21 protein-coding genes are annotated in these 20,481 nt (G+C 74.4%); 9 read left to right on the top strand and 12 right to left on the bottom strand.

Annotation, left to right across the window (positions count from 1 at the left end):
- Positions 1–69 precede the first annotated feature (69 nt).
- Positions 70–459, top strand: a complete 390-nt coding sequence (locus IE260_RS09195) for a DUF5997 family protein (protein ID WP_189869991.1) — start codon at positions 70–72, stop codon at positions 457–459.
- Between the two features lie 97 nt (positions 460–556).
- Complete coding sequence (locus tag IE260_RS09190) at positions 557–985, top strand: DUF2267 domain-containing protein (protein WP_189869990.1); 429 nt, start codon at positions 557–559, stop codon at positions 983–985.
- A 37-nt stretch (positions 986–1,022) separates the two neighbouring features.
- On the opposite strand, the gene IE260_RS09185 is transcribed toward IE260_RS09190, so the two are convergent.
- From IE260_RS09185 to IE260_RS09170, 4 genes are all read right to left on the bottom strand, one after another.
- Positions 1,023–1,553 carry an ATP-binding protein gene (locus IE260_RS09185; protein WP_189870057.1) on the bottom strand — a complete coding sequence of 177 codons (531 nt, stop codon included), beginning with the start codon at positions 1,551–1,553 and terminating at the stop codon, positions 1,023–1,025.
- Between the two features lie 5 nt (positions 1,554–1,558).
- Complete coding sequence (locus tag IE260_RS09180; RefSeq protein WP_189869989.1) at positions 1,559–2,050, bottom strand: DUF1360 domain-containing protein; 492 nt, start codon at positions 2,048–2,050, stop codon at positions 1,559–1,561.
- A gap of 97 nt (positions 2,051–2,147) precedes the next feature.
- On the bottom strand, positions 2,148–2,534 hold the full coding sequence (locus tag IE260_RS09175; RefSeq protein ID WP_189869988.1) for a DUF2267 domain-containing protein: 387 nt from the start codon (positions 2,532–2,534) through the stop codon (positions 2,148–2,150).
- Positions 2,535–2,608: 74 nt separating this feature from the next.
- The gene (locus IE260_RS09170; RefSeq protein WP_417847133.1) at positions 2,609–3,769 is read right to left on the bottom strand and encodes an MGDG synthase family glycosyltransferase; all 1,161 of its coding nucleotides are present in this window, start codon (positions 3,767–3,769) and stop codon (positions 2,609–2,611) included.
- Positions 3,770–3,938: 169 nt separating this feature from the next.
- On the opposite strand from IE260_RS09170, the gene IE260_RS09165 reads away from it, so the two are divergent.
- The 3 genes from IE260_RS09165 (at position 3,939) to IE260_RS09155 (ending at position 6,789) form a co-directional block, all read left to right on the top strand.
- Positions 3,939–4,790 (top strand): SDR family NAD(P)-dependent oxidoreductase, encoded by an 852-nt coding sequence (locus IE260_RS09165; RefSeq protein ID WP_189869987.1) that lies wholly within the window; start codon positions 3,939–3,941, stop codon positions 4,788–4,790.
- A 16-nt stretch (positions 4,791–4,806) separates the two neighbouring features.
- Complete coding sequence (locus tag IE260_RS09160; RefSeq protein ID WP_189869986.1) at positions 4,807–5,727, top strand: DMT family transporter; 921 nt, start codon at positions 4,807–4,809, stop codon at positions 5,725–5,727.
- 300 nt (positions 5,728–6,027) lie between these two features.
- Positions 6,028–6,789 (top strand): polysaccharide deacetylase family protein, encoded by a 762-nt coding sequence (locus IE260_RS09155; RefSeq protein ID WP_189869985.1) that lies wholly within the window; start codon positions 6,028–6,030, stop codon positions 6,787–6,789.
- A gap of 215 nt (positions 6,790–7,004) precedes the next feature.
- Here IE260_RS09155 and IE260_RS09150 read toward each other — a convergent pair whose 3' ends face one another.
- Genes IE260_RS09150 through IE260_RS09135 form a run of 4 tightly spaced genes read right to left on the bottom strand, consistent with a single transcriptional unit; the run spans position 7,005 to position 11,827 of the window.
- On the bottom strand, positions 7,005–8,147 hold the full coding sequence (locus IE260_RS09150) for an XdhC family protein (RefSeq protein ID WP_189869984.1): 1,143 nt from the start codon (positions 8,145–8,147) through the stop codon (positions 7,005–7,007).
- Entirely contained in the window at positions 8,140–10,275 is a 2,136-nt protein-coding gene (locus tag IE260_RS09145) for a xanthine dehydrogenase family protein molybdopterin-binding subunit (protein WP_189869983.1), read from the bottom strand. The genes IE260_RS09150 and IE260_RS09145 overlap by 8 nt, the downstream gene beginning before the upstream one ends.
- Positions 10,272–11,264, bottom strand: coding sequence for an FAD binding domain-containing protein (locus IE260_RS09140; RefSeq protein WP_189869982.1), 993 nt, complete (start codon positions 11,262–11,264; stop codon positions 10,272–10,274). The genes IE260_RS09145 and IE260_RS09140 overlap by 4 nt, the downstream gene beginning before the upstream one ends.
- Positions 11,261–11,827, bottom strand: a complete 567-nt coding sequence (locus tag IE260_RS09135) for a (2Fe-2S)-binding protein (protein ID WP_189869981.1) — start codon at positions 11,825–11,827, stop codon at positions 11,261–11,263. The genes IE260_RS09140 and IE260_RS09135 overlap by 4 nt, the downstream gene beginning before the upstream one ends.
- A gap of 254 nt (positions 11,828–12,081) precedes the next feature.
- Between IE260_RS09135 and IE260_RS09130 the strand changes: the two genes are divergently transcribed.
- Complete coding sequence (locus IE260_RS09130) at positions 12,082–12,663, top strand: TetR/AcrR family transcriptional regulator (RefSeq protein ID WP_229880574.1); 582 nt, start codon at positions 12,082–12,084, stop codon at positions 12,661–12,663.
- Positions 12,664–12,731: 68 nt separating this feature from the next.
- Here IE260_RS09130 and IE260_RS09125 read toward each other — a convergent pair whose 3' ends face one another.
- Both IE260_RS09125 and IE260_RS09120 read right to left on the bottom strand, forming a co-directional pair.
- Positions 12,732–13,586: a response regulator gene (locus IE260_RS09125; protein WP_229880571.1), complete on the bottom strand. Its 855-nt coding sequence runs from the start codon at positions 13,584–13,586 to the stop codon at positions 12,732–12,734.
- Positions 13,583–15,229: a sensor histidine kinase gene (locus IE260_RS09120; RefSeq protein ID WP_189869979.1), complete on the bottom strand. Its 1,647-nt coding sequence runs from the start codon at positions 15,227–15,229 to the stop codon at positions 13,583–13,585. The genes IE260_RS09125 and IE260_RS09120 overlap by 4 nt, the downstream gene beginning before the upstream one ends.
- A 489-nt stretch (positions 15,230–15,718) precedes the next feature.
- On the opposite strand from IE260_RS09120, the gene IE260_RS09115 reads away from it, so the two are divergent.
- The 3 genes from IE260_RS09115 to IE260_RS09105 are packed head-to-tail and all read left to right on the top strand — an operon-like array spanning position 15,719 to position 18,733.
- On the top strand, positions 15,719–16,705 hold the full coding sequence (locus tag IE260_RS09115; RefSeq protein WP_189869978.1) for a Bug family tripartite tricarboxylate transporter substrate binding protein: 987 nt from the start codon (positions 15,719–15,721) through the stop codon (positions 16,703–16,705).
- Positions 16,702–17,238, top strand: a complete 537-nt coding sequence (locus tag IE260_RS09110) for a tripartite tricarboxylate transporter TctB family protein (RefSeq protein WP_189869977.1) — start codon at positions 16,702–16,704, stop codon at positions 17,236–17,238. Before IE260_RS09115 ends, IE260_RS09110 begins: the two co-directional genes overlap by 4 nt.
- A 1-nt stretch (position 17,239) precedes the next feature.
- Positions 17,240–18,733 carry a tripartite tricarboxylate transporter permease gene (locus tag IE260_RS09105; protein ID WP_189869976.1) on the top strand — a complete coding sequence of 498 codons (1,494 nt, stop codon included), beginning with the start codon at positions 17,240–17,242 and terminating at the stop codon, positions 18,731–18,733.
- Positions 18,734–18,829: 96 nt separating this feature from the next.
- Here the strand turns inward: IE260_RS09105 and IE260_RS09100 are convergent, their stop codons facing one another.
- Positions 18,830–19,795: a hypothetical protein gene (locus IE260_RS09100; protein WP_189869975.1), complete on the bottom strand. Its 966-nt coding sequence runs from the start codon at positions 19,793–19,795 to the stop codon at positions 18,830–18,832.
- A 7-nt stretch (positions 19,796–19,802) separates the two neighbouring features.
- Complete coding sequence (locus tag IE260_RS09095; RefSeq protein ID WP_189869974.1) at positions 19,803–20,300, bottom strand: hypothetical protein; 498 nt, start codon at positions 20,298–20,300, stop codon at positions 19,803–19,805.
- Positions 20,301–20,481: the final 181 nt, after the last annotated feature.

Here is a 20,481-nt window from a genome sequence, read left to right as displayed (position 1 = left end):
GGTCCCCGGCGGCGGTCCCGGTCACCCGGCGTGGTCGGAGGTCGCGCACATGCTCGATACCCTGGAGCCATGACGTCGCACCAGAGCACCCAGACCATGAAGCCCGCGACCGCGGCGAAGAAGCTGGGTGTGTACCTCGAGGCCACGCCCGCCGAGTTCCGGGAGGGCGTCGTCTCGCGCGCCGAGCTGAACGCGCTGCAGTCCGACCCGCCCCAGTGGCTGCGCGACCTGCGGCGCGACGGACCGCACCCGCGGCCGGTGGTGGCGGCGAAGCTGGGTGTCTCCATCGCGGGCCTGCACCGGGGCGGGGTCACGCAGCCGCTGACCACGGAGCAGATCGAGGCGCTGAAGGACGAGCGTCCCGAGTGGCTGGAGCGGGAGCAGGCCGTGCAGGCCGACGTCCGCAAGGAGGCGGCCCGCGTCAAGAAGCTGCACGCCGAACGCGCCGCGCACGCCTGACCGCTTCCCCCTGCCGTTCGGCCGGCGCCCCGCGGTGTCACCGTCCTCCCCCGGGAAACCCGAGGAGCGGGTGCTCCGGCGAAGGGAGTGAGGGCTCATGAAGTACGCCGATCTGGTCCGGACGGTCCAGGAGCAGAGCCATGCGGTCGGCCGTGAGGAGGCCGAGGCCACGGTGACGGCCGTGCTGCGGACCCTCGCCGAACGGCTTCCCGAGGGGCTGGCCGGGCATCTGGTCGCCCAGCTGCCGCACGAACTGGCCGGGGAGATCCGGCCGATGGCGGACGCGGAACCGGAGGGGCACGGGCAGCCGTCGGGTGCCGAGCGCTTCGGGCTGACCGCGTTCGCGGGCCGGGTGGCCTGGCGGGCCGGGATCGACGAGGAGGCCGCGCTCCAGCGCTCGGCCGTGGTGCTGAACGTGCTGGACGCCGTCGTCTCTCCCGAGCAGATGACGAAGGTCGCGGGGGCGCTGCCGGCGGACATCCGGGAGCTGCTGCCCTCGACGCGCGCCGTGGAGACGGAGGTCTGATCCGGACGCCGGCCGCCCGCGTCGGTGCCCGGCCGGGTCAGCCGACCGGTGCCGGGGTCGCGCGTACGTCGAAGCCGCCACGGCCGTCGAACCGGACGTCGAACACGGCGTCGAAGCCGTCGGCCCGCGAAGGGCGGCGCAGCCGTTTCAGCGTGGCGTGGACACCGACGTCCGGGACGCGTTCGCGCGCGGTCCGGGTGGCGTTGCGCCGCAGGGATCCCCCGATGTCGGGAGCGAACCAGTAGGCGACGACGCGGGCTCCGTGGGCATGGGCGGCCGCGACCAGCGGGCCCCATTCCTCGGGAGAGGGGTTGGTGTTGTCGACCGCCACCGAACGGCCTGCGCCGAGGGCTTCCTCGACCAGCCGCATCTGCCGGGCCTGCTTGTTGCGGGCGCCGCGCGGGAAGAGGTCCTTGCTCACCAGGACGTGGCCCTCTGCGAGGCGCTGCCGGTAGAACGTGGACTTCCCCGTCGCCTGCAGACCGACGAAGACGGCCAGCTCCGGGTGTCCTTGCCCGGTCGTCCCGGTCGCCCCCGTGCCCTCGCCGGCGCCGGCCGCCGCCCGCATCGCCTTCAGCCCTCGGCCTTCTGCTCGGTCAGGCTCCACGCGTACTGCAGCCAGTCCGACAGGGTGACGGCGCTCAGTCCCGCGGAGAGCAGCCGGGCCGCGCGGGGCGCGCAGGCGTAGGTGCCGACGAGCGCGCCGCCGACCCAGGCCGAGGTGCAGAACGGGCAGGTCACCAGATCGCCGACGGCACGACGCAGACCGTCCCCGCGGGGCGCGTCCATCACCTCGCCCGCCTCGCTGTCCCGCTCGCGGCGGGTGAACGGCGCCCGCAAGAAGCTGGTGACCTTGTCCTTGGACAGCAGCCGTGACGCCTTGAACGTCGCCGTCCCCAGCAGGGCCACGTCCCAGGGCGGTACGGCGTCGGGCAACGGCAGCCCGCGGCGCCGCGCCACCGCGGTGAACAGTCCGACGCCCACGGCGAATGCCGTCGCCAGCGCGGCATACCCCGCGAGGGGCGTCTCGTCCCCGTCGTCGTAGCGCCGCTCACCGTCCGTCATGGGGTTCCTCCTCGGGCTGCCGGTCCGACCGGTCCCGGGTGCCCTGGTCGGGCTGTCTCCATACGCCCCCGTCCGGGGACGGGGGCGGGGCGGGCCGTCATTCCGGTGCCGGTCTGCCGAAGAGTTCCGCGCAGTCCGCCGGCAGCTGGGCCAGGAGGTGGTCGAGCTGTCCGTCGGGGACCGCGTCGGCGACGGTGGAGAGCACCGCGCCCGCGTCCCACTCCGCCGTCCGCGGCCGGGCACCGGTCTGCTGGGCCACGCGGCGCAGGAACTCCTCGCGGCCGAAGGACTCGGGGCGCCCCCGCTCCAGGCGCAGCGCGTCGTCCAATGGAGCCGGCAGCCGTTCGGCCAGGCCGGCGGCCTCCTCGGGGTCGATCCGGGACGCGAGTACCCAGAGCACGGCCGTGCTGACCTGTTCTGACTCGTCCCGGCTGTGGTACTCCCCGCGGTCACGAACCTGGGCCAGGAACTCGTCGAGCGTCACGCCGCGCCTCCTTCCGCCGGTTCCCGAGCCCGCACCGGGTGCCCGTCGGCGGGCCGGGAAAACGGGCCTGTTCCTCACCCGCGTGCGCGCGCGGCCGCGGCCAGGTCCGTCACCCGGGCAACGGCGTCCTCCCGGAACAGCGCGTGCCCGGCGGCGATCCGCTCCCGCCTGGCCGGGCCGGGTGCCGTGAGCCGCCGCAGGGCCGCGAGCAGGGCGGCGTCGTCGGCGGCGACCTCCGACACCCCGAGCGCGGCCATCCGCCGGACGCCGTCGGCGCCGTGCCCGGGCAGGGGGCGGTGCCCCACGACGGGCAGGCCGGCGGCGAGGGCCTGTACGGCGGTCTGTCCGGCGGCGTTGTCGACCAGGGCGCGGGCCGCGTGCAGCAGACCGGGCATGTCGGTCACCCAGCCCAGCGCGAGCACGCCGGATGAGCCGGACAGGGCGCGGCGCAGCCGTTCGTTGCCGCCGCACAGCACGACCGGCAGGAAGCCGTGGTCCGCGAGCAGCCGGACGGTGGCGGCCGGGTGCGCGGCGACTCCCCACGCCCCGGCGGACAGCACGACGGGGGGCCGCCCGGGGCCCGCGCGGTCGAAGAGCCGCCGCCAGCCCGCCGCACCGGGAGCGTCGGCGAAGAACTCCGGAGCCACCACCGGACCGCACGCCTCGGCGGACCCGCCGGTGCTCTCCCGCACCTCGCGCGCGGCGTCGTCGGTGAGGCACAGGCAGTGGTCGTTGCCGGGGTGAAGCCACTGCCGGTGGACGGCGAAGTCGATCACGAGGACGACGCTGGGCACGGGCAGCAGTCCGCGTGCGCGGAGGTGACCGGTCAGCTGGGCGCCGAGGTGGAAGACGGGGACCACCACGTCCGCGTCCGTGCGCTCGGCCAGCTCTCTGAGGCGGCGGCCGGCGAGCCGGGCCAGCGGGGTGCCGCTGGGGCGCCGACCGGGGCCGGGGCGCAGGAAGAGGCGGTACACGGTGGCGTAGATCCAGGGTGCGTACCGGACCGAGCCGCGGTAGAAGTGCCGCAGTGCGCTGCCCAGGCCGTACGGGAGCAGCGCCAGGACGTCGACGACCAGGGCGTCGTCTCCGCGTTCCCGGGCCCGGCGGACCACTTCGGCGGCGACCGTGTCGTGACCGGCGCCCATGCTCGCGCTGACGACCAGCAGGCGTCGGGCGTCCTGCCGGGGGCGCGCGGCCGCCGGTCGGCGGGGCGTGGATGAGCTGCGAGGATGCACGGCTGTGCAGGTTGCCCTCCCCGCCCGCCCCAAACCGCTGCACACCGGGGCGTTTCGGGTGGCGTGGCCCGGGATACTCCTTGACCGCCGGTCCTGTCGGACGGGCGGAGCCCCGACCCCCCGGTCGGCCGCTCTCGTGGCGTCCGCCCCGCAGCCAAGGTGGTCCCCCATGGTCCATGCGTTCTCCCGCACCCGGCCCGCGCCCGGCCCGCCGGTCGCCGCACCCGACGTGGACCGGGCCAAGCCCCGGCAGCGGCCCCGCGGCGGGGTGACACGGACCCGCACGGCCCTGGTGACCGGGGCCTCCTCCGGCATCGGCGCGGCCGTCGCCCGAAGGCTGAGTGCCGAGGGCGCCTGGCGGCTGGTGCTCAGCGGACGTGACCCGGCGCGGCTGCGCAGGGTCGCCGAGGACACGTCGGCCACCGCCTTCGCCATGGACCTCACGCTGCCCGGCGCCGACCGGCAGCTCGCCGACTACACCCTCGCCGCGGCGGGTCCGGTGGATCTGCTGGTGGCCGGGGCCGGGATCGGCTGGGCCGGGGAGTTCCTCGACATGCCTCCGCACACCATCGACGAGCTGCTGGACACCGATGTGCTGGCCACGATGCGACTGGTGCGGGCGGTGCTGCCGGGCATGGTGGAGGCCGGGTCGGGGCGCATCGTGCTCATCGGGTCGCTGGCGGGCTGTGTCGGGGTGCGCGACGAGGCCGTCTACTCCGCCGCGAAGGCCGCCCTCGGCGCCTTCGCGGACGCGCTGCGCTACGAGCTGCGGGGCACCGGCGTCGGCGTCACCCATGTGGTGCCCGGGGTGGTCGACACGCCCTTCTTCGAGCACCGCGGTGCTCCCTACCGGCGGTCGCGTCCGCGGCCGGTGCCGCCCGAGCGCGTGGCCGACGCGGTCCGCAGAGCGGTGGTCCGGGGCCGGGACGAGGTGTACGTGCCCGGCTGGCTGCGGTTGCCGTGCCGGGTCCGTGGCGCGGCTCCGGGGCTGTACCGGTGGTTGGCGGCGCGGTTCGGATGAGCGGGAGCGCGCGACGGTGAGTGTCCTCACCGTCGTCCTCGCTCTGTTCGCGGCGCTGTCGAACGCCGCGGCGTCGGTGCTGCAGCGGCGGGCCGCGGCGCAGGACGCGAGCCACGGCGGCGCCCCCTCGGTGCTGCGCTCGATGCTGCGTCTGGTGCGCGACCGGTACTGGGTGGGGGGCGCGGCGCTCCTCGCCGTCACCACGGTGCTGCAGGCTGCGGCCCTGGCCGTGGGGAGTCTGGCCGTGGTCCAGCCGCTGATGGCGACCGAACTGCTGTTCACCCTGGTGGTGGGCAGCCTGGTGTTCCACCGGCGTCCCGACCCTCGGACCTGGCTCGCGTTCGTGGCCCTGGCCGTGGGGCTGGCCGGGTTCCTCAGTGCCGCGGCCCCCTCGGCCGGGCACGCCACCGCGGCCCCGGACCGCTGGGCGTGGGCGGGTGTGGCGCTGTTCGGCGTGGTGGCCGCTCTGGTGGTGGTCGGCCGTCTGGTGCACGGCTCGCCCCGCGCCGCGCTGTTCGGATTGGCGTCCGCGGTGGCGTTCGGTGGGACGGCGGCGTTGCTCAAGGAGGTCACGGGGCGGCTTCCCCAAGGGGTGGGTGCGGTGCTGACGCAGTGGCCGCCGTACGCCACGGCGGTCGTCGGCGTGATCAGTTTCCTGCTGCTGCAGAGCGCGTTGCGGGCCGGGACCCTCGCGGCCTCGCAACCGGCGCTCACGCTCGGGGACGCGCTGACCAGCGTCGCGCTCGGCTCGGCCCTGTTCGGCGAGCAGATCGCCCTCGGTGTGCGGGTGCTGCCCGAGCTGATCGGCGTGGCCCTGATCGGCCTCGGCAGCGTCGGACTGGCCCGCGCGCCGTCGGTCCACGGCGCGTGGGACACCGCCCAGGCACGCGACGGCCCGGGGTCCGGCGTACGCAAACCCGAGCGGCAGGAGTCGTGAACGGCGGGGTGTGAGGGGCGGAGGGTGGGCTGGGGGTGAGAATGGGCGGGTCGCGTTGGTGCTGAGCTGGGGGGCGAGGGGCGCTGAGCGAGGGCTTGGGGCGGGCGAATCGCGAGAGGGCCCCCTGAGCGGGGAACGGTGGACTCTGGTCACCAACGGGGATGGTTGGCGGGGACCGGCCGTGGTCCGGGGAACGATCGGGGATGGATGGCGTTCGGGGACGGTTGGCGATCGGGGCATCGTGATCGCGGATGGCCCGTGATCCGGCGGTCGTGTTCCGGCGGCGAGGAGGCACAGCGGATGGGTGATCGGTCGCGGGCCGGGCGGGCGGCGTACGCCGTGGTGCCGGTCGTCGTCGCGCTGGCCCACATCGGTCCGGCCGCGACCTGGCTGCCGGGTCTGCGCCGGCGATGGTTCCCGGGTCTGGCCGGGCAGGGCAGACCCGACCACGTCGCGCTCACCTTCGACGACGGCCCCGATCCGGCGTCCACCCCGCACTTCCTCGACGCTCTCGACGGACTCGGTGTGCGGGCGACCTTCTTCCTCCTGGGCGAGAGGGTCGTACGCCACCCGGCGCTGGCCCGTGAGGTGGCGCTCCGGGGCCACGAACTCGCCGTCCACGGCTGGACGCACGAGCGTCCCTGGCGGCCGTCGCCCGGGCGCGACGCACGCGAGCTGCGCCGCGCCGTCCACGCGGTGGGCGAGGCCGCCGGCCGGAACCGTCCGCACTGGTACCGCCCGCCCTACGGCATCCTCACCTCCGGACGCTGGGCAGCGGCCCGGCGGGCCGGACTGCGGCCGGTCCTGTGGACGGCGTGGGGCGAGGACTGGCGGCGGGACGCCACGCCCGACTCGGTGCGGGCGACCGTCGCGGCGGACCTGCGCGGCGGCGGCACGATCCTCCTGCACGACACCGACCACGCGTCGGCCCCGGACAGCTGGCGAGCCGCCCTCGGCGCCCTGCCGCACCTCGTCGCCCACTGCCACGCCACCGGCCTGGCGGTGGGCCCGCTCTCCGAACACGCAGTGGCCGGGACGGACGGACCCGAGAAGCGGGGCTGAGCGGGCACGCCCTCGGCCCCGGACAACTGCCCGCCGGTTCGAACGGACCCGGGCGGCGTGCGGGCCGCCCGGGTTGTTCGCCGAGGAGTACGACGTGCGTCAGCGGCAGCTGCGCGGCAACCTTCCGCAGGCGTTCGTGCACGCCCTGCTGCCGGAGTGCGCCGTCCGGCTGGGCGGTGTCTCGCCGCTGCCGCGACGGCGGTTGCCGTGCGCGATCACGCCGCGGCCGGCGCGCCCCGCTGCCCGCCGTCCCGGTGGATCGGTGCCGCCCCGCCGGTCAGCGGCACGCCGGTGCCGCCGCGCCGGGCGGCGACGATCTCCGCCGCGATGGACAGGGCGGTCTCCTCGGGCGTGCGGGCACCGAGGTCCAGGCCGATGGGTGAGCGCAGCCGGGCCAGTTCCCGCTCGCTCACGCCGGCTTCGCGCAGCCGGCGGGCGCGGTCCTCGTGGGTGCGGCGGGAGCCCATGGCGCCGACGAACGCGACGGGCATGCGCAGGGCCTCCGTGAGCAGCGGTACGTCGAACTTGGCGTCGTGGGTGAGCACGCACAGCACCGTGCGCCCGTCGGTGGGGGTGCTCCGCAGATAGCGGTGCGGCCAGTCGACCACGACCTCGTCCGCGTCGGGGAAGCGGGCCGGGGTGGCGAAGACGGGCCGGGCGTCACACACGGTCACGTGGTGGCCGAGGAACTTGCCGGCCCGCACCAGCGCCGCCGCGAAGTCGACCGCGCCGAAGACGATCATGCGGGGCGGCGGCACGCTCGACTCGACGAGCAGGGTGACACCACCGGGGCAGTGCGACCCGTCCTCCGACAGCGCGATCGTGCCGGTGCGTCCGGCCTCGAGCAGGGCCCGGGCCTCCGCGGTCGCCGTGCGGTCCAGCTCCCGGTGGCCGCCGAGGCCACCCCGGGCCGAGCCGTCGGGCCCTACGAGCAGGGCCCGCCCGAGGAGCTCCGCCGGACCCCGCACCACCCGGGCGAGGGCCGCCGGCTCCTGCCGCGCGAACGCCGACACCGCCGCCCCGAGCACCGCGCGTAAGGGTGTGTCGGCGGCGACCGGCGTGACCATCACGTCGATGACCCCTCCGCAGGTCAGGCCGACCGCGAAGGCGTCCTCGTCGCTGTAGCCGAACCGTTCGCGCACCGTCTCGCCGTCCCTGAGGGCCCGCTCGCACAGCTCGTACACCGCCGACTCCACGCAGCCGCCGGACACGGAGCCGATCGCGGTGCCCTCGCGGTCGACGGCGAGCGCGGCGCCGGGCCCGCGCGGTGCGCTGCCGCCGACGGAGACGACGGTGGCGACGGCGAAGTCCCGGCCCTGCTCGATCCAGCGGTTCAGCTCGTCCGCGATGTCAAGCATCGGGTGCTCCCGTGGCCGCCGCCAGGACGCGGTCGGGCCGGATGGGCAGGCTGCGGTGGCGGGCCCCGGTCGCGTGCCAGACGGCGTTGGCGATCGCCGCCGCGGCGCCCACGATGCCGATCTCCCCGACGCCCTTGATGCCGACCGGGTCGTCCGGGTCGGGGTCGTCCACCCAGTCGGCCTCGACGCGGGGCACGTCGGCGTGGGTGGCGACGTGGTAGCCCGCGAGGTCGGGGCCGTAGTGGCCGCCGGTGTTGCGGTCCCGGACCGCCTCCTCGTGCAGGGCCATGGAGATGCCCCAGGTCATGCCGCCGACGAGCTGGCTGCGGGCGGTGAGCGGGTTGACGATCTTGCCGGCCGCGAAGATGCCGAGCATGCGGCGCACCCGCACCTCGCCGGTGGCGGTGTCCACGGCGACCTCGGCGAACTGCGCCCCGTAGGCGTGCCGTTCCTTCTGCGTGAGGGCGCCGAGGGCCTCGGTGGTGTCGGACCGTACGGTGATGCCCTCCGGCGGGATGCTCGTGCCCAGGGCGAGCCGTTCACGCAGCTCCCGGGCCGCGGCCGTGACCGCCCATGCCCAGGAACGGGTGCCCATCGAGCCGCCGGCGATCATCGCCGGCCCGAAGTCGCTGTCGCCGATCCGCACCCGGACCCGCTCGGGCGTGACCTCGAGGGCGTCGGCGGCGACCAGGGTGAGGGCGGTACGGGCGCCGGTGCCGATGTCGGCGGCGGCGATCCGCACGGTGAACCCGCCGTCCGCCTCCGCGGTGACCAGCGCCGTGGACGGCCCGGCCCCGGCGCCGAAGGAGGCCGCCGCCGTGCCGGTGCCGAGCAGCCAGCGCCCGTCGCGGCGCAGCCCGGGGCGGGGGTCGCGGTCCGCCCAGCCGAACCGGCGGGCGCCCTCCCGGAAGCAGGCGGCGAGGTTGCGGCTGCCGAACGGCAGGCCGGACACCGGGCCCGCCTCGGGCTCGTTACGCAGCCGCAGTTCGATCGGGTCGACGCCGCACCGCTCGGCGAGTTCGTCGAGCGCCGCCTCCAGTGCGAACGACCCGGGTGCCTCACCCGGGGCGCGCATCCAGGTCGGTGACGGCACGTCGAGCCGTACGACGTGGTTGGCGGTGCGGTGGGCGTCGGCGTCGTACATCACCCTGGCCACGCCGGCGCTCGGCTCGACGAACTCGTACACGGTGGACGTCTGGTTCAGCGAGCGGTGCTCCAGGGCGCGCAGCCGGCCGTCGGCGTCGGCGCCGAGCCTGACCCGCTGGGAGGTGGGGCTGCGGTAGCCGGTGAGGGAGAACATCTGGCGGCGGGTCAGCACGACGCGCACGGGGCGCTGCAGCGTGGTCGCGGCCATCACGGCGGACACCTGGTGGGCGCGGACTCCCTTGCTGCCGAAGCCGCCGCCGACGTGCTCGGACCGGACCCGTACCGCGGACTCGTCGAGCGAGAACAGCTTCGCGAGCTCGCCACGGACCCAGGTGGCGCCCTGGTTGGAGTCGATGACCTCGAGCCGGCCGCCGTCCCACCGGGCGGTCGCCGCGTGCGGCTCCATCATGGCGTGGTGCTCTTCGGGGGTGGTGTACTCGGCGTCCACGACGTGGGCCGAGGCGGCGAGTTCGGCCTCCAGGTCGCCCTTCTCGGTCACCGCGGGCATGAATCCGTCGGCGGCGTAGGCGTCCGGGTGGGTGGCGACGAACGCGGTGTCGTGCGGCTCCCGCTCGTAGATCACGACGAGTGCTTCGGCGGCTTCCCTGGCCTGCTCGGGCGTCTCGGCGACGACCAGCGCCACCGGCCAGCCCGAGTGCGGGACCCGGTCGTGCTGGAAGACGGCGGCGGTCGGGTCCGGGAGGCCCAGCATGCCGACGTAGTCGGTGGTCAGCCGCGGGGCGTTGCCGTGGTGCAGGACGGTGAGCACGCCCGGCATGTCCAGGACGGGGCCGGTCTCGACCGAGCGGACGCGTCCGCGGGTGACGGTGGACAGCACCAGCCAGCCGTGCGCCAGGTCGGCGAAGGGGACCTCCCCGGCGTAGCGGGCGGCTCCGGTGACCTTGTCGCGGCCCTCGATGCGGGTGTGTGCCGTGCCGACGGCGCCCCGTACCGTCGTACGGCCGGTCGTGGCGGTGGTCATCGGGCGGCCTCCTCGGCGAGTTCGGTCAGCACGGCCACCACGAGGTTGCGCATGAGGGTCACCTTGTATCCGTTGTCGGGCAGCGGCCTGGCGGCGGCCAGTTCGGCGTCCGCGGCGGCGGCGAAGGTGTCGCCCACGGCGGGTGCGCCGCTCAGCACGGCTTCGGCGGCCCGGGCCCGCCACGGCCGGGAGGCGACCGCGCCGAGTGCCAGCCGTGCGTCGCGCACGACGCCGTCCCGCACGTCGAGCGCGGCGGCCACCGAGCCGATCGCGAAGGCGTACGAGGCGCGTTCGCGCACCTTGCGGTAGCGGGAGCGGGCGGCGACCGGAGCGGGCGGGAGGGTGACGCCGGTGATCAGGGCGCCGGAGGGCAGGGCGGTCTCGCGGTGCGGGGTGTCGCCGACGGGCAGGTAGAGGTCGGCGAGCGGCAACGCGCCGGGTCCGTCGGCCGTTTCGTAGGAGACGACGGCGTCGAAGGCCGTCAGGGCCACGCCCATGTCGGAGGGGTGCACGGCCACGCAGTGGTCGGAGGCGCCCAGGACGGCGTGGTTGTGGTGCTCGCCCTCGACGGCGGGGCAACCGCTGCCGGGGACACGCTTGTTGCAGGGCCCGGCCACGTCGGTGAAGTATCCGCAGCGGGTGCGCTGGAGCAGGTTGCCGCCGACGGTGGCCATGTTGCGGAGCTGTCCGGAGGCGCCGGCCAGCACCGCCTGGGTGAGCGCCGGGTAGCGGCGGCGGACTTCGGGGTGGGCGGCGAGGTCGCTGTTGGTGACGGTGGCGCCGATGCGCAGGCCGCCGTCGTCGGTCGACTCGATCCGGTCCAGCGGGAGTTCGCGGACGTCGACGAGCAGCGCGGGGCGTTCGACGCCGGTCTTCATCAGGTCGACGAGGTTGGTGCCGCCGCCGAGGAAGCGCGCGTCGGGGTCGGCGGCGAGCAGCGCCACGGCGCCCGCCACGTCGGGGGCGCGCCGGTAGTCGAACTCCCTCATGCCGACGCCTCCTTCGCGGTCTCCTCGTGGGCCTCGGCGGCGCGGGCGACCGCCTGGACGATGGAGACGTAGGCGCCGCAGCGGCACAGGTTGCCGCTCATCCGCTCGCGGATCTCGTCGGCGGTCAGCGGGGGCGGTCCGGCCTCGGGCCGTACGTCGTCGGTGACGGCGCTCGGCCAGCCCGCCGCGTGTTCCTCGATGACGGCGACGGCCGAGCAGATCTGGCCCGGCGTGCAGTAGCCGCACTGGTAGCCGTCGAGGTCGAGGAACGCCTGCTGCACCGGGTGCAGCCGGTCGCCCTCGGCCATGCCCTCGATGGTGGTGATCTCACGCCCCTCGGCGGCCACCGCGAGGTGCAGGCAGGAGACGGCTCGGCGTCCGTCGATCAGGACGGTGCAGGCGCCGCACTGCCCCTGGTCGCAGCCCTTCTTGGTGCCGGTCAGGTCGAGGCGCTCGCGCAGGGCGTCGAGCAGGGTGGTGCGGTGGTCGACGGAGAGCGGGTACTTCTCGCCGTTGATGTTCAGGGTGACGGCACTGTGCGTCGACGAGGAAGCTGGGGCCATGATCAGCCTTCTTTTGCGTCAGGAGACAAGGTGATGGCGCTGTGTTCGGCGTTTCGCGTCGGGAACGTGTCGGGACGACGTGTCGGACGTGGGGGGAGTCGGCCGTGGTCGGGGGCGACCGGACGCTCCTCGCGGGGCGCGTCCGCCGCTATGGTGTGAACACAACCGGACAGCTGTCCGTTCCATGGAAACGTAACGGACAGCTGTCCGGTTAGCAAGGACGGGATTCGGCCATGACCCCGGAGGGAGGACGAGTGCCGCAGCCGAAGAGGGACGCACCCCTGCGCTCGGACGCACAGCGCAACCGCGAGCGCATCCTGCAGGTGGCCACGGCAGAGCTGACGCGCTGCGCGGACGCCCCGTTGAGCACGATCGCCAAGAAAGCGGGCGTCGGCCAGGGCACGTTCTACCGTAACTTCCCCAGTCGTGAGGCGCTCGTCCTGGAGATCTACCGCTACGAGATGCAGCAGGTCGCCGACAGTGCGGCCACGTTGCTCGCGGCCCACCCGCCCGAGCAGGCCCTGCGCGAGTGGATGGACCGCTTCGCCCGTTTCGCCATGGCCAAGGCCGGCCTGGCGGACGCCATCCGCCAGGCCACCAGCGGTCCGGGCAGTCCCGCGAGACCGGGCAACGCCCCCGTGACGACGGCGGCCGACCTGCTCCTGCGGGCGAACGAGGAGGCCGGCACCATCCGCCCCGGGGTGAGCGCCGACGACTTCTTCCTCGCCATCGCCGGTCTCTGGCAGATCGATCCCCGCGGTGACTGGCAACCGCGCGCCACCCGGCTGCTGGACCTCGTCATGGACGGCCTGCGGGCGGGAGCGCCCGGACGGTGACCGCGCAGGCCGGCCGCCGGCGGTTCCCCGGGCGGCCCGGTGAGCCGCCCGGCACGCGACCGGGCGGGTCAGCCGGTGCGTCCATGTCCTCGGCGTCCGCGCACGCCCCCGGGCTGCGGCAGGTCCCGTGACGGCGCCGCGCCCTCGCCCGGCGCCCCGCCGGCCGGTCCCAGGCCCGTGGGACGGCCGCGGAAGCGGTAGCGGCGTTCGGGCCTGCCCGCCACCCCGTAGCGCAGGGAGACCTCCGCGCTGCCGACGGTGTGGAAGTACTCCAGGTAGCGGCGGGCGCTGACCCGGGAGACGCCGGTGAGAGCCGCGCACTCGCTCGCCGACAGGGTGCCGTCGGCGTCACGGAGAGCGCGTTCGACCAGCTCGGCGGTCTCCACGCTCATGCCCTTGGGCAGCCCGGGCACCGGGGCGGGCGGCGCCGTCGCCCCGGCCAGCACGCGGTCGACGTCTGCCTGGCTGCGCACGACCGCGCCCAGCAGACGGCCCCGCTGGGCGGCGTAGCGCTCCAGCCGGACCCGCAGGTCGTCGAACTCGAACGGTTTGAGCAGATAGTCGACGACGCCCTGCCGGACGGCGCCGCGCACCGTGTCCGCCTCCCGGGCCGCGCTGATCACCATGACGTCGCAGTCGTGCCCGGCGGCACGCAGCCGCGGGATGACGTCCAGGCCGAAGAGGTCCGGCAGGTACAGGTCCAGCAGGACCAGGTCGGGGCGGAGTTCGTCGACGGCGGCGACGGCCTGCTCACCGGTGCCGGCGACCCCGACGACCCGGAAGGGCTCGACGCGTTCGACGAAGGCACGGTGGACCCGGGCCACCATGAAGTCGTCGTCGACCACCAGGACGTCGATCACGTCGGTCGTGTCGATCACGTCGATCGCTCCGGCCGTGCCGGACAGGGCGCCCGTACCGGTCATGATGCTGCTCCTTCCGCCACCGCGTCGGTGAGGTGGCTGACGGTCATGCGTGCGGTGAACACGGCCCCCTCGGGGGTGTTGGTCACCGAGATCTCACCGCCGTGACGTTCGCAGACCAGCCGGGTGAGCGCCAGGCCGATGCCGCGCTCGCCCTGCCGGGCGGCCTTGGTGGTGAAGCCGTGGGAGAAGACCTCGCGGGCCAGTTCGGGCGCAACTCCCGGCCCGGAGTCGCGGACCACGATCTCCACGCTGGAGGCGTCCTGCCTGAGCTCGACCTCGACCCAGGCCTCCTGGCCGGCGCCGTGCGCCGCGGCGGCGTCCACGGCGTTGTCGACGAGGTTGCCCACCACGGTCGCCACGTCGGCGGCGTCCGCGGGAGCCAGCCGGTCCAGGGCGGTGCGGTCGGAGACGCGCAGGGAGACCTTCCGTTCGGCCGCGAGGGAGGACTTCGCCGTCAGAAGGGCGGCCACGGCCGTGTCGCGGACCCGGCGGCTGAGGGTGACGTCCAGGGACTGGCGCCGCTGGTTGAGGGCCCGGATGTAGCGCACCACCTCGTCCTGCTCGCCGATCTCGATGAGCCCCGAGATGGTGTGCAGCTGGTTGGCGAACTCGTGGGCCTGGGCGCGCAGCAGCTCGGAGGTGCTGCGGAAGGCGCCGATCTCCCGCTCCAGACGGGCCAGTTCGGTGCGGTCGCGCAGGGTGGTGACCGAGCCGAGCGGGCGGCCGTCCTTGGTGACGGTCATGCGGTTCATCACCAGGACCCGGCCGCGGCGGACGACCACCTCGTCGCGGCGGCCGGCCGCGTCCGCCCCGGTCCCGGCCAGGACGTCCCGCAGTCGGCCGTCGATGCCGAGGCCGTCCAGGCTCTGTCCCACGCAGTCCTCGGGCAGGTCGAGCAGGCGCCGGCCCACCTCGTTGACCAAGGTGATCCGGGCCCCCGGATCGAGGGCGACCACGCCCTCGGCGATGCCGTACAGCATCGCCTCCCGGTGCTCGGCGAGACCGGCGATCTCGCGCGGCTCCAGACCGAGGGTCTGCCGCTTCACGCGCCGGGCGAGCAGCCAGGAGCCGGCCACGCCGAGACCGCTGGCGATGCCGAGGTAGGCGAGGAGGTAGGAGGAGGCGCCGCTCAGACGCTGCCACACCGTCGGATCGGCTTCGCCGACCATCACCGTGCCCAGGTGCCTGCCGAGGTTCTCGCGGGTGGCTCCGAGTACGGGGACCTGGGCGACGAGTTCACGGCTGCCGTGCAGCGTCAGCGCCCCCGACCAGCCGCGTCCCTCGGCGGCGCCCGCACCGAGGGGCAGCCGGCCGCCGATCGCGGTGGGGTCGGTGGAACTGACGATCCGGCCGTCGGCGTCGGCCACCGTGACGGAGGTGACCCCGGACTGCGTCTGCGTGGAGTTCACCAGCGGAGCGAGGGCCTCCTGCGGCTCGGGACGCAGCAGCTGGCTGCGTACCAGAGGCGTGGCGGCCAGTTGTTCGGCCAGCGCTCCGACGCGGCGGCCCTCGACCCGGTTGAAGGTCGCCCTGGACTGGGCGAGCGAGACGGCGGCGACCGCGAGCAGCACGACCACGACGATGGCGAGCTGGAGGACCAGCATCTCGCCCGCGAGGGTCTGACGGCGGAAGGTGGGGGCCACGGCGGACTCGATCTCGGCTGACGGGGGCGGGGGACGGGGAGGCGCGGGTACGGCAGGTCCGCCGGCACGGCGGGTCCGCCGGCACGGCGGGTCCGCCGGCACGGCGGGTCCGCCGGCACGGCGGGTGCGCCAGCACGACGCGTGCGGGTGCGCGGGTCTCGCGCGTGTGCGGGTCTCGCAGGTGCGCGGCTCCCGCGCGTGTGCAGGTCCCGCAGGTGCGCGGCTCCCGCGCGTGTGCAGGTCCCGCAGGTGTGCGGTACCGCGGGTGTGCGGGTCCCGCGCGTGTGCGAGTCGCCATCATGGCGCCCACCTGCGGCGAAGGAAAGGGATGCGGGCCGCGCGGTGGGAATTGGCGACCGCAATGACCACAACCTCCCTTGGTTCCGCAAGGCAGACAGACCGCGGGCGCACGGGCACCATGTGGCCCACCTCACCCTCCCCCACAGGGCTCCCCTTACCGCTCGACACAACCGACAGGTGGTGACATCCGTGCGCCTGCGCACCCCCCTGGCCCTGCTCGGGGCCGCCGTGCTCGTGCTCGCGGGACCGCCGCTGCTCTCCACGGGCAGCGGCACCGAGACCGGCACCCAGATCCCGGGCCTGCGCTTCATGGTCCCCAACACGCCCGGCGGCGGCTACGACATCACCGCCCGCACGGCCGCGAAGAACGCCGAGGACGCCGGGCTCACGCACGGCATCGAGGTGTTCAACCTGCCCGGCGCCGGCGGAACCGTCGGCCTGAGCCGGCTGGTGAGCGAGCACGGCAACGGCCGGCTCGCGATGTCGATGGGCCTCGGTGTCGTGGGCGCCGTCCGCTCCAACCACGCGCCGAAGACCCTGGCCGACACCACGCCGATCGCCCGGCTCACCGAGGAGCAGGACGTCGTCGTGGTCGCCAAGGACTCCCCGTACCGGACCATCGACGAGCTGATCGCCGCCTGGAAGAAGAACCCGGGCAAGCTTCCCGTGGGCGGCGGCTCGTCGCCCGGCGGGCCGGACCATCTCGCGCCGATGCTGATGGCGCGGGCCGCCGGGATCTCCCCCAAGGCGGTCAACTACATCCCCTTCGACGGCGGCGGTGAGCTGCTCGCCTCGATCCTCGGCAACAAGGTCGCCTTCGGCGTCTCCGGCGTCGGCGAGTACCTGGACCAGATCAAGGCGGGCGAACTGCGGGTGCTGGCGGTGACCGGCCCGGAGCGCGTCGACGAGCTGAAGGACGCCCCCACGCTGAAGGAGTCCGGCTACGACGTGAACTTCACCAACTGGCGCGGCATCGTCGCCCCGCCCGGCCTGTCCGACGCCGAGCGCAGCAAGCTGACCCGTCTCATCGAGGAGCTGCACGACTCCCCCGAGTGGAAGAAGTCCCTGGAGCAGAACGGCTGGGACGACGCCTTCCTCAGCGGCGAGAAGTTCGGCGCGTTCCTGGACGCCCAGGACAAGCGTGTGGTGTCCGTGCTGAAGGAGCTGGGACTGTGACGACGCGTACGGAACCCTCTTCGGCCCGGACGGCCGAGCGCCGCTCGTGGCTGCGCGAACACTCCGAACTCGGCGTGTGCGTCCTGCTGCTGGTGCTCGGCGTGCTCGTCCTGACCGACGCGCTCACCATGGACGTCGACATCGCCCAGCGCGGACCCGTCGGCCCGAAGACCGTGCCCGTCGTGGTCGGCACCGGGCTGCTCGTCATCGCCGCCCTGCTCGCCGTCGACGTCCTGCGCGGGGGCCGGGGACAGGCCGAGGGCGGCGAGGACGTCGACCTGTCCGAACCGGCGGACTGGCGCACGGTCCTGCTGCTCGCCGGGATCTTCCTGGGCACGTCCGTGCTCATCGAACCCCTCGGGTTCCCCGCCGCGGGCGCCCTTCTCTTCTGGGGAGCCGCCTTCGCGCTCGGCAGCCGCCGCCTCGACCGCGATCCGCTCATCGCCGCGGCGCTGTCCCTGGTCACCTACGTCGTCTTCGACAAGCTGCTCGGAGTGCCGCTGCCCGGCGGTCCGCTGATGGGAGTGCTGTGACGTGAACGCCCTCAACTCCCTTCTGGACGGCTTCGGTACGGCCCTCACCCCGCTCAACCTCCTCTGGGCCGCCCTCGGCGTCCTGCTCGGCACGGCCATCGGTGTGCTGCCCGGCATCGGCCCCGCGATGGCGGTCGCGCTCCTGCTGCCCGTGACGTACGGGCTCGATCCGGTCGCGGCGTTCATCATGTTCGCCGGCATCTACTACGGCGCCATGTTCGGCGGCTCGACCACCTCGATCCTGCTCAACACGCCCGGCGAGAGCGCCGCCGTCGTCGCGGCGATGGAGGGCAACCCGATGGCCAGGTCGGGGCGCGGCGCCCAGGCGCTCGCGGCGGCCGCCATCGGCCACTTCGCGGGCGGCATGGTCGGCACGGTGCTGCTGGTGGCGCTCGCGCCGACGGTCGCGGACCTGGCGGTGGACATCGGCGCTCCGGACTACTTCGCCATCATGGTGCTGGCGTTCATCGCCGTGACGTCGGTGCTGGGCTCCTCGCGCATCAGAGGTCTGGCCTCCCTGCTGATCGGCCTGACGATCGGCCTGGTGGGCCTGGACCAGATGACCGGCCAGCAGCGCCTGACGTTCGGCTCCCTCCAACTCGCCGACGGTGTCGACGTGGTGATCGTCGCGGTCGGTCTGTTCGCGATCGGCGAGGCGCTGTGGGTGGCGGCCCATCTTCGGCGCAGGCCGGCCGAGCCGATCCCGGTGGGCCGCCCGTGGCTCGGCCGCGGGGACGTCCGCCGTACCTGGAAGTCGTGGCTGCGCGGCCCGTTCATCGGCTTCCCGTTCGGCGCGATACCGGCGGGCGGCGCGGAGATCCCCACCTTCCTCTCCTACGTCACGGAGAAGCGCCTGTCCAAGCACAAGGACGAGTGGGGCAAGGGCGCCATCGAGGGCGTGGCCGGCCCGGAGTCGGCGGCGTCGGCCTCGGCGGCGGGCACGCTGGTGTCGATGCTGACCCTGGGCCTGCCGACCACGGCGGTCGCCGCGGTCATGCTGGCCGCGTTCCAGCAGTACGGCATCCAGCCCGGCCCGCTCCTCTTCGAACGCGAACCCGAGCTGGTGTGGGGCCTGATCGCCTCCCTCTTCGTCGGCATGGTGCTGCTGCTCGCGCTCAACCTGCCGCTGGCGCCGGTCTGGGCCAAGCTGCTGCGCATCCCGCGGCCGTACCTGTACGCGGGGATCATGTTCTTCGCGGCGGTCGGCGCCTACGCGGTCGGCGGCGAGGTCGTGGACCTGGTGACCCTGCTGATCATCGGCCTGGTCGGCTTCGGCATGCGCCGCTACGGCCTGCCGATCCTGCCCGCCGTGATCGGCGTCATCCTCGGCCCGAACGCCGAGCAACAACTGCGCCGCGCCCTGCAGATCAGCGACGGCAGTGTCACGGGCCTGGTGAACACGCCGTTCGCGGTGACGGTGTACGCGGTGATCGTGCTGCTGCTGGCGTGGCCGCTGGTGCGTCGGGTGGGACGGCGGGGACCGGCCCGCACCTGACCCGGGCCGGGTGCCGGACGAGGGCGGAGCACGCCGGCCGAATGCCGGACGGCGTGCTCCGCCGACGGCCCTCGCCCCGGCTCGGCACCGCCCGGCTCACACCACGGGAGGCCAGTCGTACGCGGGGCCCGCGGGGGGACCGCCCACCTGGAAGGACTTCAACGTCCCGGTGAGCGCTTCCCCCGACGCCTTCTCGGTGTCCGGACTCGCCGGGAGCGGCAGCCCGAACGCCCGGTACACCGGCGCGCGATGGGTCACGACCGCGGTGTGCACCTGCTCGGCGAACGCCTCGGTCTCCCTGACGAGCCCGTGCCGGAACGCGAGCAGCGCCACCGCGCAGCCCAGCGCCCACCAGATGCCGTATCGCCAGGGGAACAGCGGCGTGAGACCGAGACCCAGCAGCGCGATCAGGATCTGCTGGCACCGCTGGAGCACCGCCTGGCTCGCAGCCACGAGGGACGCGCGGCCGGCCTCCGGCAGCGCCGCGACCAGCGGCTGCCAGACCACCGTCAGATCGAGCCCCATGTGCACGGCCAGCCGCTCCGAAACCGCGGCGAGAACGTTTCCGCACGCCGTGGGCTTCACCCACTCGTCGTCCAGTGGGTAGCGGCGGGCCAGACGGGCGTCGAGCACGGCCTCCCGCTGACCGGCACGTCCGCCGCCCGCGGACCCCGCCGCCAGGGCGGCGGCGCTCAGCCTGTCCCTTCGCCGGATGTGCCGGCGTACGAGCAACTCTCCCGCCCAGCGCACCGGGCGGCCTCTGCCGAGCCAGTCGTCGGTCGTGAGCGCGGTGTACAGCCCGGGCGTGACACCGGCGGCGAGAAAGGCCGTACCGACCACGGCGCCCACCGCCGCGAGCAGCAGCAGCCCCGGGCCGGCGGGGCCGGACTCGGCGATGCGGCAGACCGGGCTGCGTGAGCCCGCGCAGGTGCCGGACTCCGGGCGGGCCAGCACGTGGAGCAGCACCGCGGCGAGCCAGAGGGCCGCGGACGTGCCGAGTGCCGTGGCGCGCCAGCGTGCGGCGAGCGGTTCGACGACGGCCTTCGCCAGTCCTTCGATCACGACCGTGTCAGGGGCGCTTGGTCAGTGGTGTGCCCGGGTGCGCGGCGCAGTCCGTCCGGCCGGTGGGACGGGTGTGATCGCCCTTGACGAGGGTCGTGCAGCCGGCGACCGGGCAGCCCCAGCTGGGCCGGGCACTGGCCTTCCCGGCGACTCCGAGCACGTCCAGGTCCTCGGAGTCCTGCGCGCGCCTCAGGGAGTCGACGAGGATGTCCAGTTCGACGTCCCGCTCCTGGAGCAGGCCGGCCTCCTTCTCGAAGCGTCGCATGACCTCCGCCCGGGAGACGTCATCGTCGGCCAGCAGCACGGCCGTGGCGCGGTAGAGGTCCGCGACGGCCTGCCGTGTGGGCTCCTCGACGTCTCGCCAGGCGTCGTGGGTCATGGCCTTGCGCAGATACGCGTCGGTCCTGCCCAGATCGGGCAGTGAGTCGACGAGGGCCGTAAGGTCGTGCGGCTGTTGGACGTCGATGACGGACTCCGAGGTGGTGCGGCGGTTTCCTGCCCCCATGGGGAAGGGTCACTGTACGCTCCAACCACCGTGCGGAGCAGCCTTATTGACCAACATCACCGGATGCCGTCATCCGCCGGTCACCTGTGCTTCCCGTACGTCGGCCGGACGCTACAGTGGATCCTTCCTCAGGGTCCTCGGGCGGCGTCAGTGCCGTCCTGCCGCCTGCCTTCGGTGAAGC

It is taken from the genome of Streptomyces viridiviolaceus (assembly GCF_014650995.1).
Classification (GTDB): domain Bacteria; phylum Actinomycetota; class Actinomycetes; order Streptomycetales; family Streptomycetaceae; genus Streptomyces; species Streptomyces viridiviolaceus.
This window is presented reverse-complemented; position numbering and strand designations above follow the sequence as displayed.

Excerpts from the sequence above, each read along its gene's own strand:
- IE260_RS09125 (WP_229880571.1), bottom strand. The coding sequence starts at position 13,586 with ATGACCGGTACGGGCGCCCTGTCCGGCACGGCCGGAGCGATCGACGTG.
- IE260_RS09165 (WP_189869987.1), top strand. The coding sequence starts at position 3,939 with ATGGTCCATGCGTTCTCCCGCACCCGGCCCGCGCCCGGCCCGCCGGTC.
- IE260_RS09190 (WP_189869990.1), top strand. The coding sequence starts at position 557 with ATGAAGTACGCCGATCTGGTCCGGACGGTCCAGGAGCAGAGCCATGCG.
- IE260_RS09135 (WP_189869981.1), bottom strand. The coding sequence starts at position 11,827 with ATGGCCCCAGCTTCCTCGTCGACGCACAGTGCCGTCACCCTGAACATC.
- IE260_RS09180 (WP_189869989.1), bottom strand. The coding sequence starts at position 2,050 with ATGACGGACGGTGAGCGGCGCTACGACGACGGGGACGAGACGCCCCTC.
- IE260_RS09140 (WP_189869982.1), bottom strand. The coding sequence starts at position 11,264 with ATGAGGGAGTTCGACTACCGGCGCGCCCCCGACGTGGCGGGCGCCGTG.
- IE260_RS09150 (WP_189869984.1), bottom strand. The coding sequence starts at position 8,147 with ATGCTTGACATCGCGGACGAGCTGAACCGCTGGATCGAGCAGGGCCGG.
- IE260_RS09185 (WP_189870057.1), bottom strand. The coding sequence starts at position 1,553 with ATGCGGGCGGCGGCCGGCGCCGGCGAGGGCACGGGGGCGACCGGGACG.
- IE260_RS09145 (WP_189869983.1), bottom strand. The coding sequence starts at position 10,275 with ATGACCACCGCCACGACCGGCCGTACGACGGTACGGGGCGCCGTCGGC.
- IE260_RS09195 (WP_189869991.1), top strand. The coding sequence starts at position 70 with ATGACGTCGCACCAGAGCACCCAGACCATGAAGCCCGCGACCGCGGCG.
- IE260_RS09155 (WP_189869985.1), top strand. The coding sequence starts at position 6,028 with ATGGGTGATCGGTCGCGGGCCGGGCGGGCGGCGTACGCCGTGGTGCCG.
- IE260_RS09095 (WP_189869974.1), bottom strand. The coding sequence starts at position 20,300 with ATGGGGGCAGGAAACCGCCGCACCACCTCGGAGTCCGTCATCGACGTC.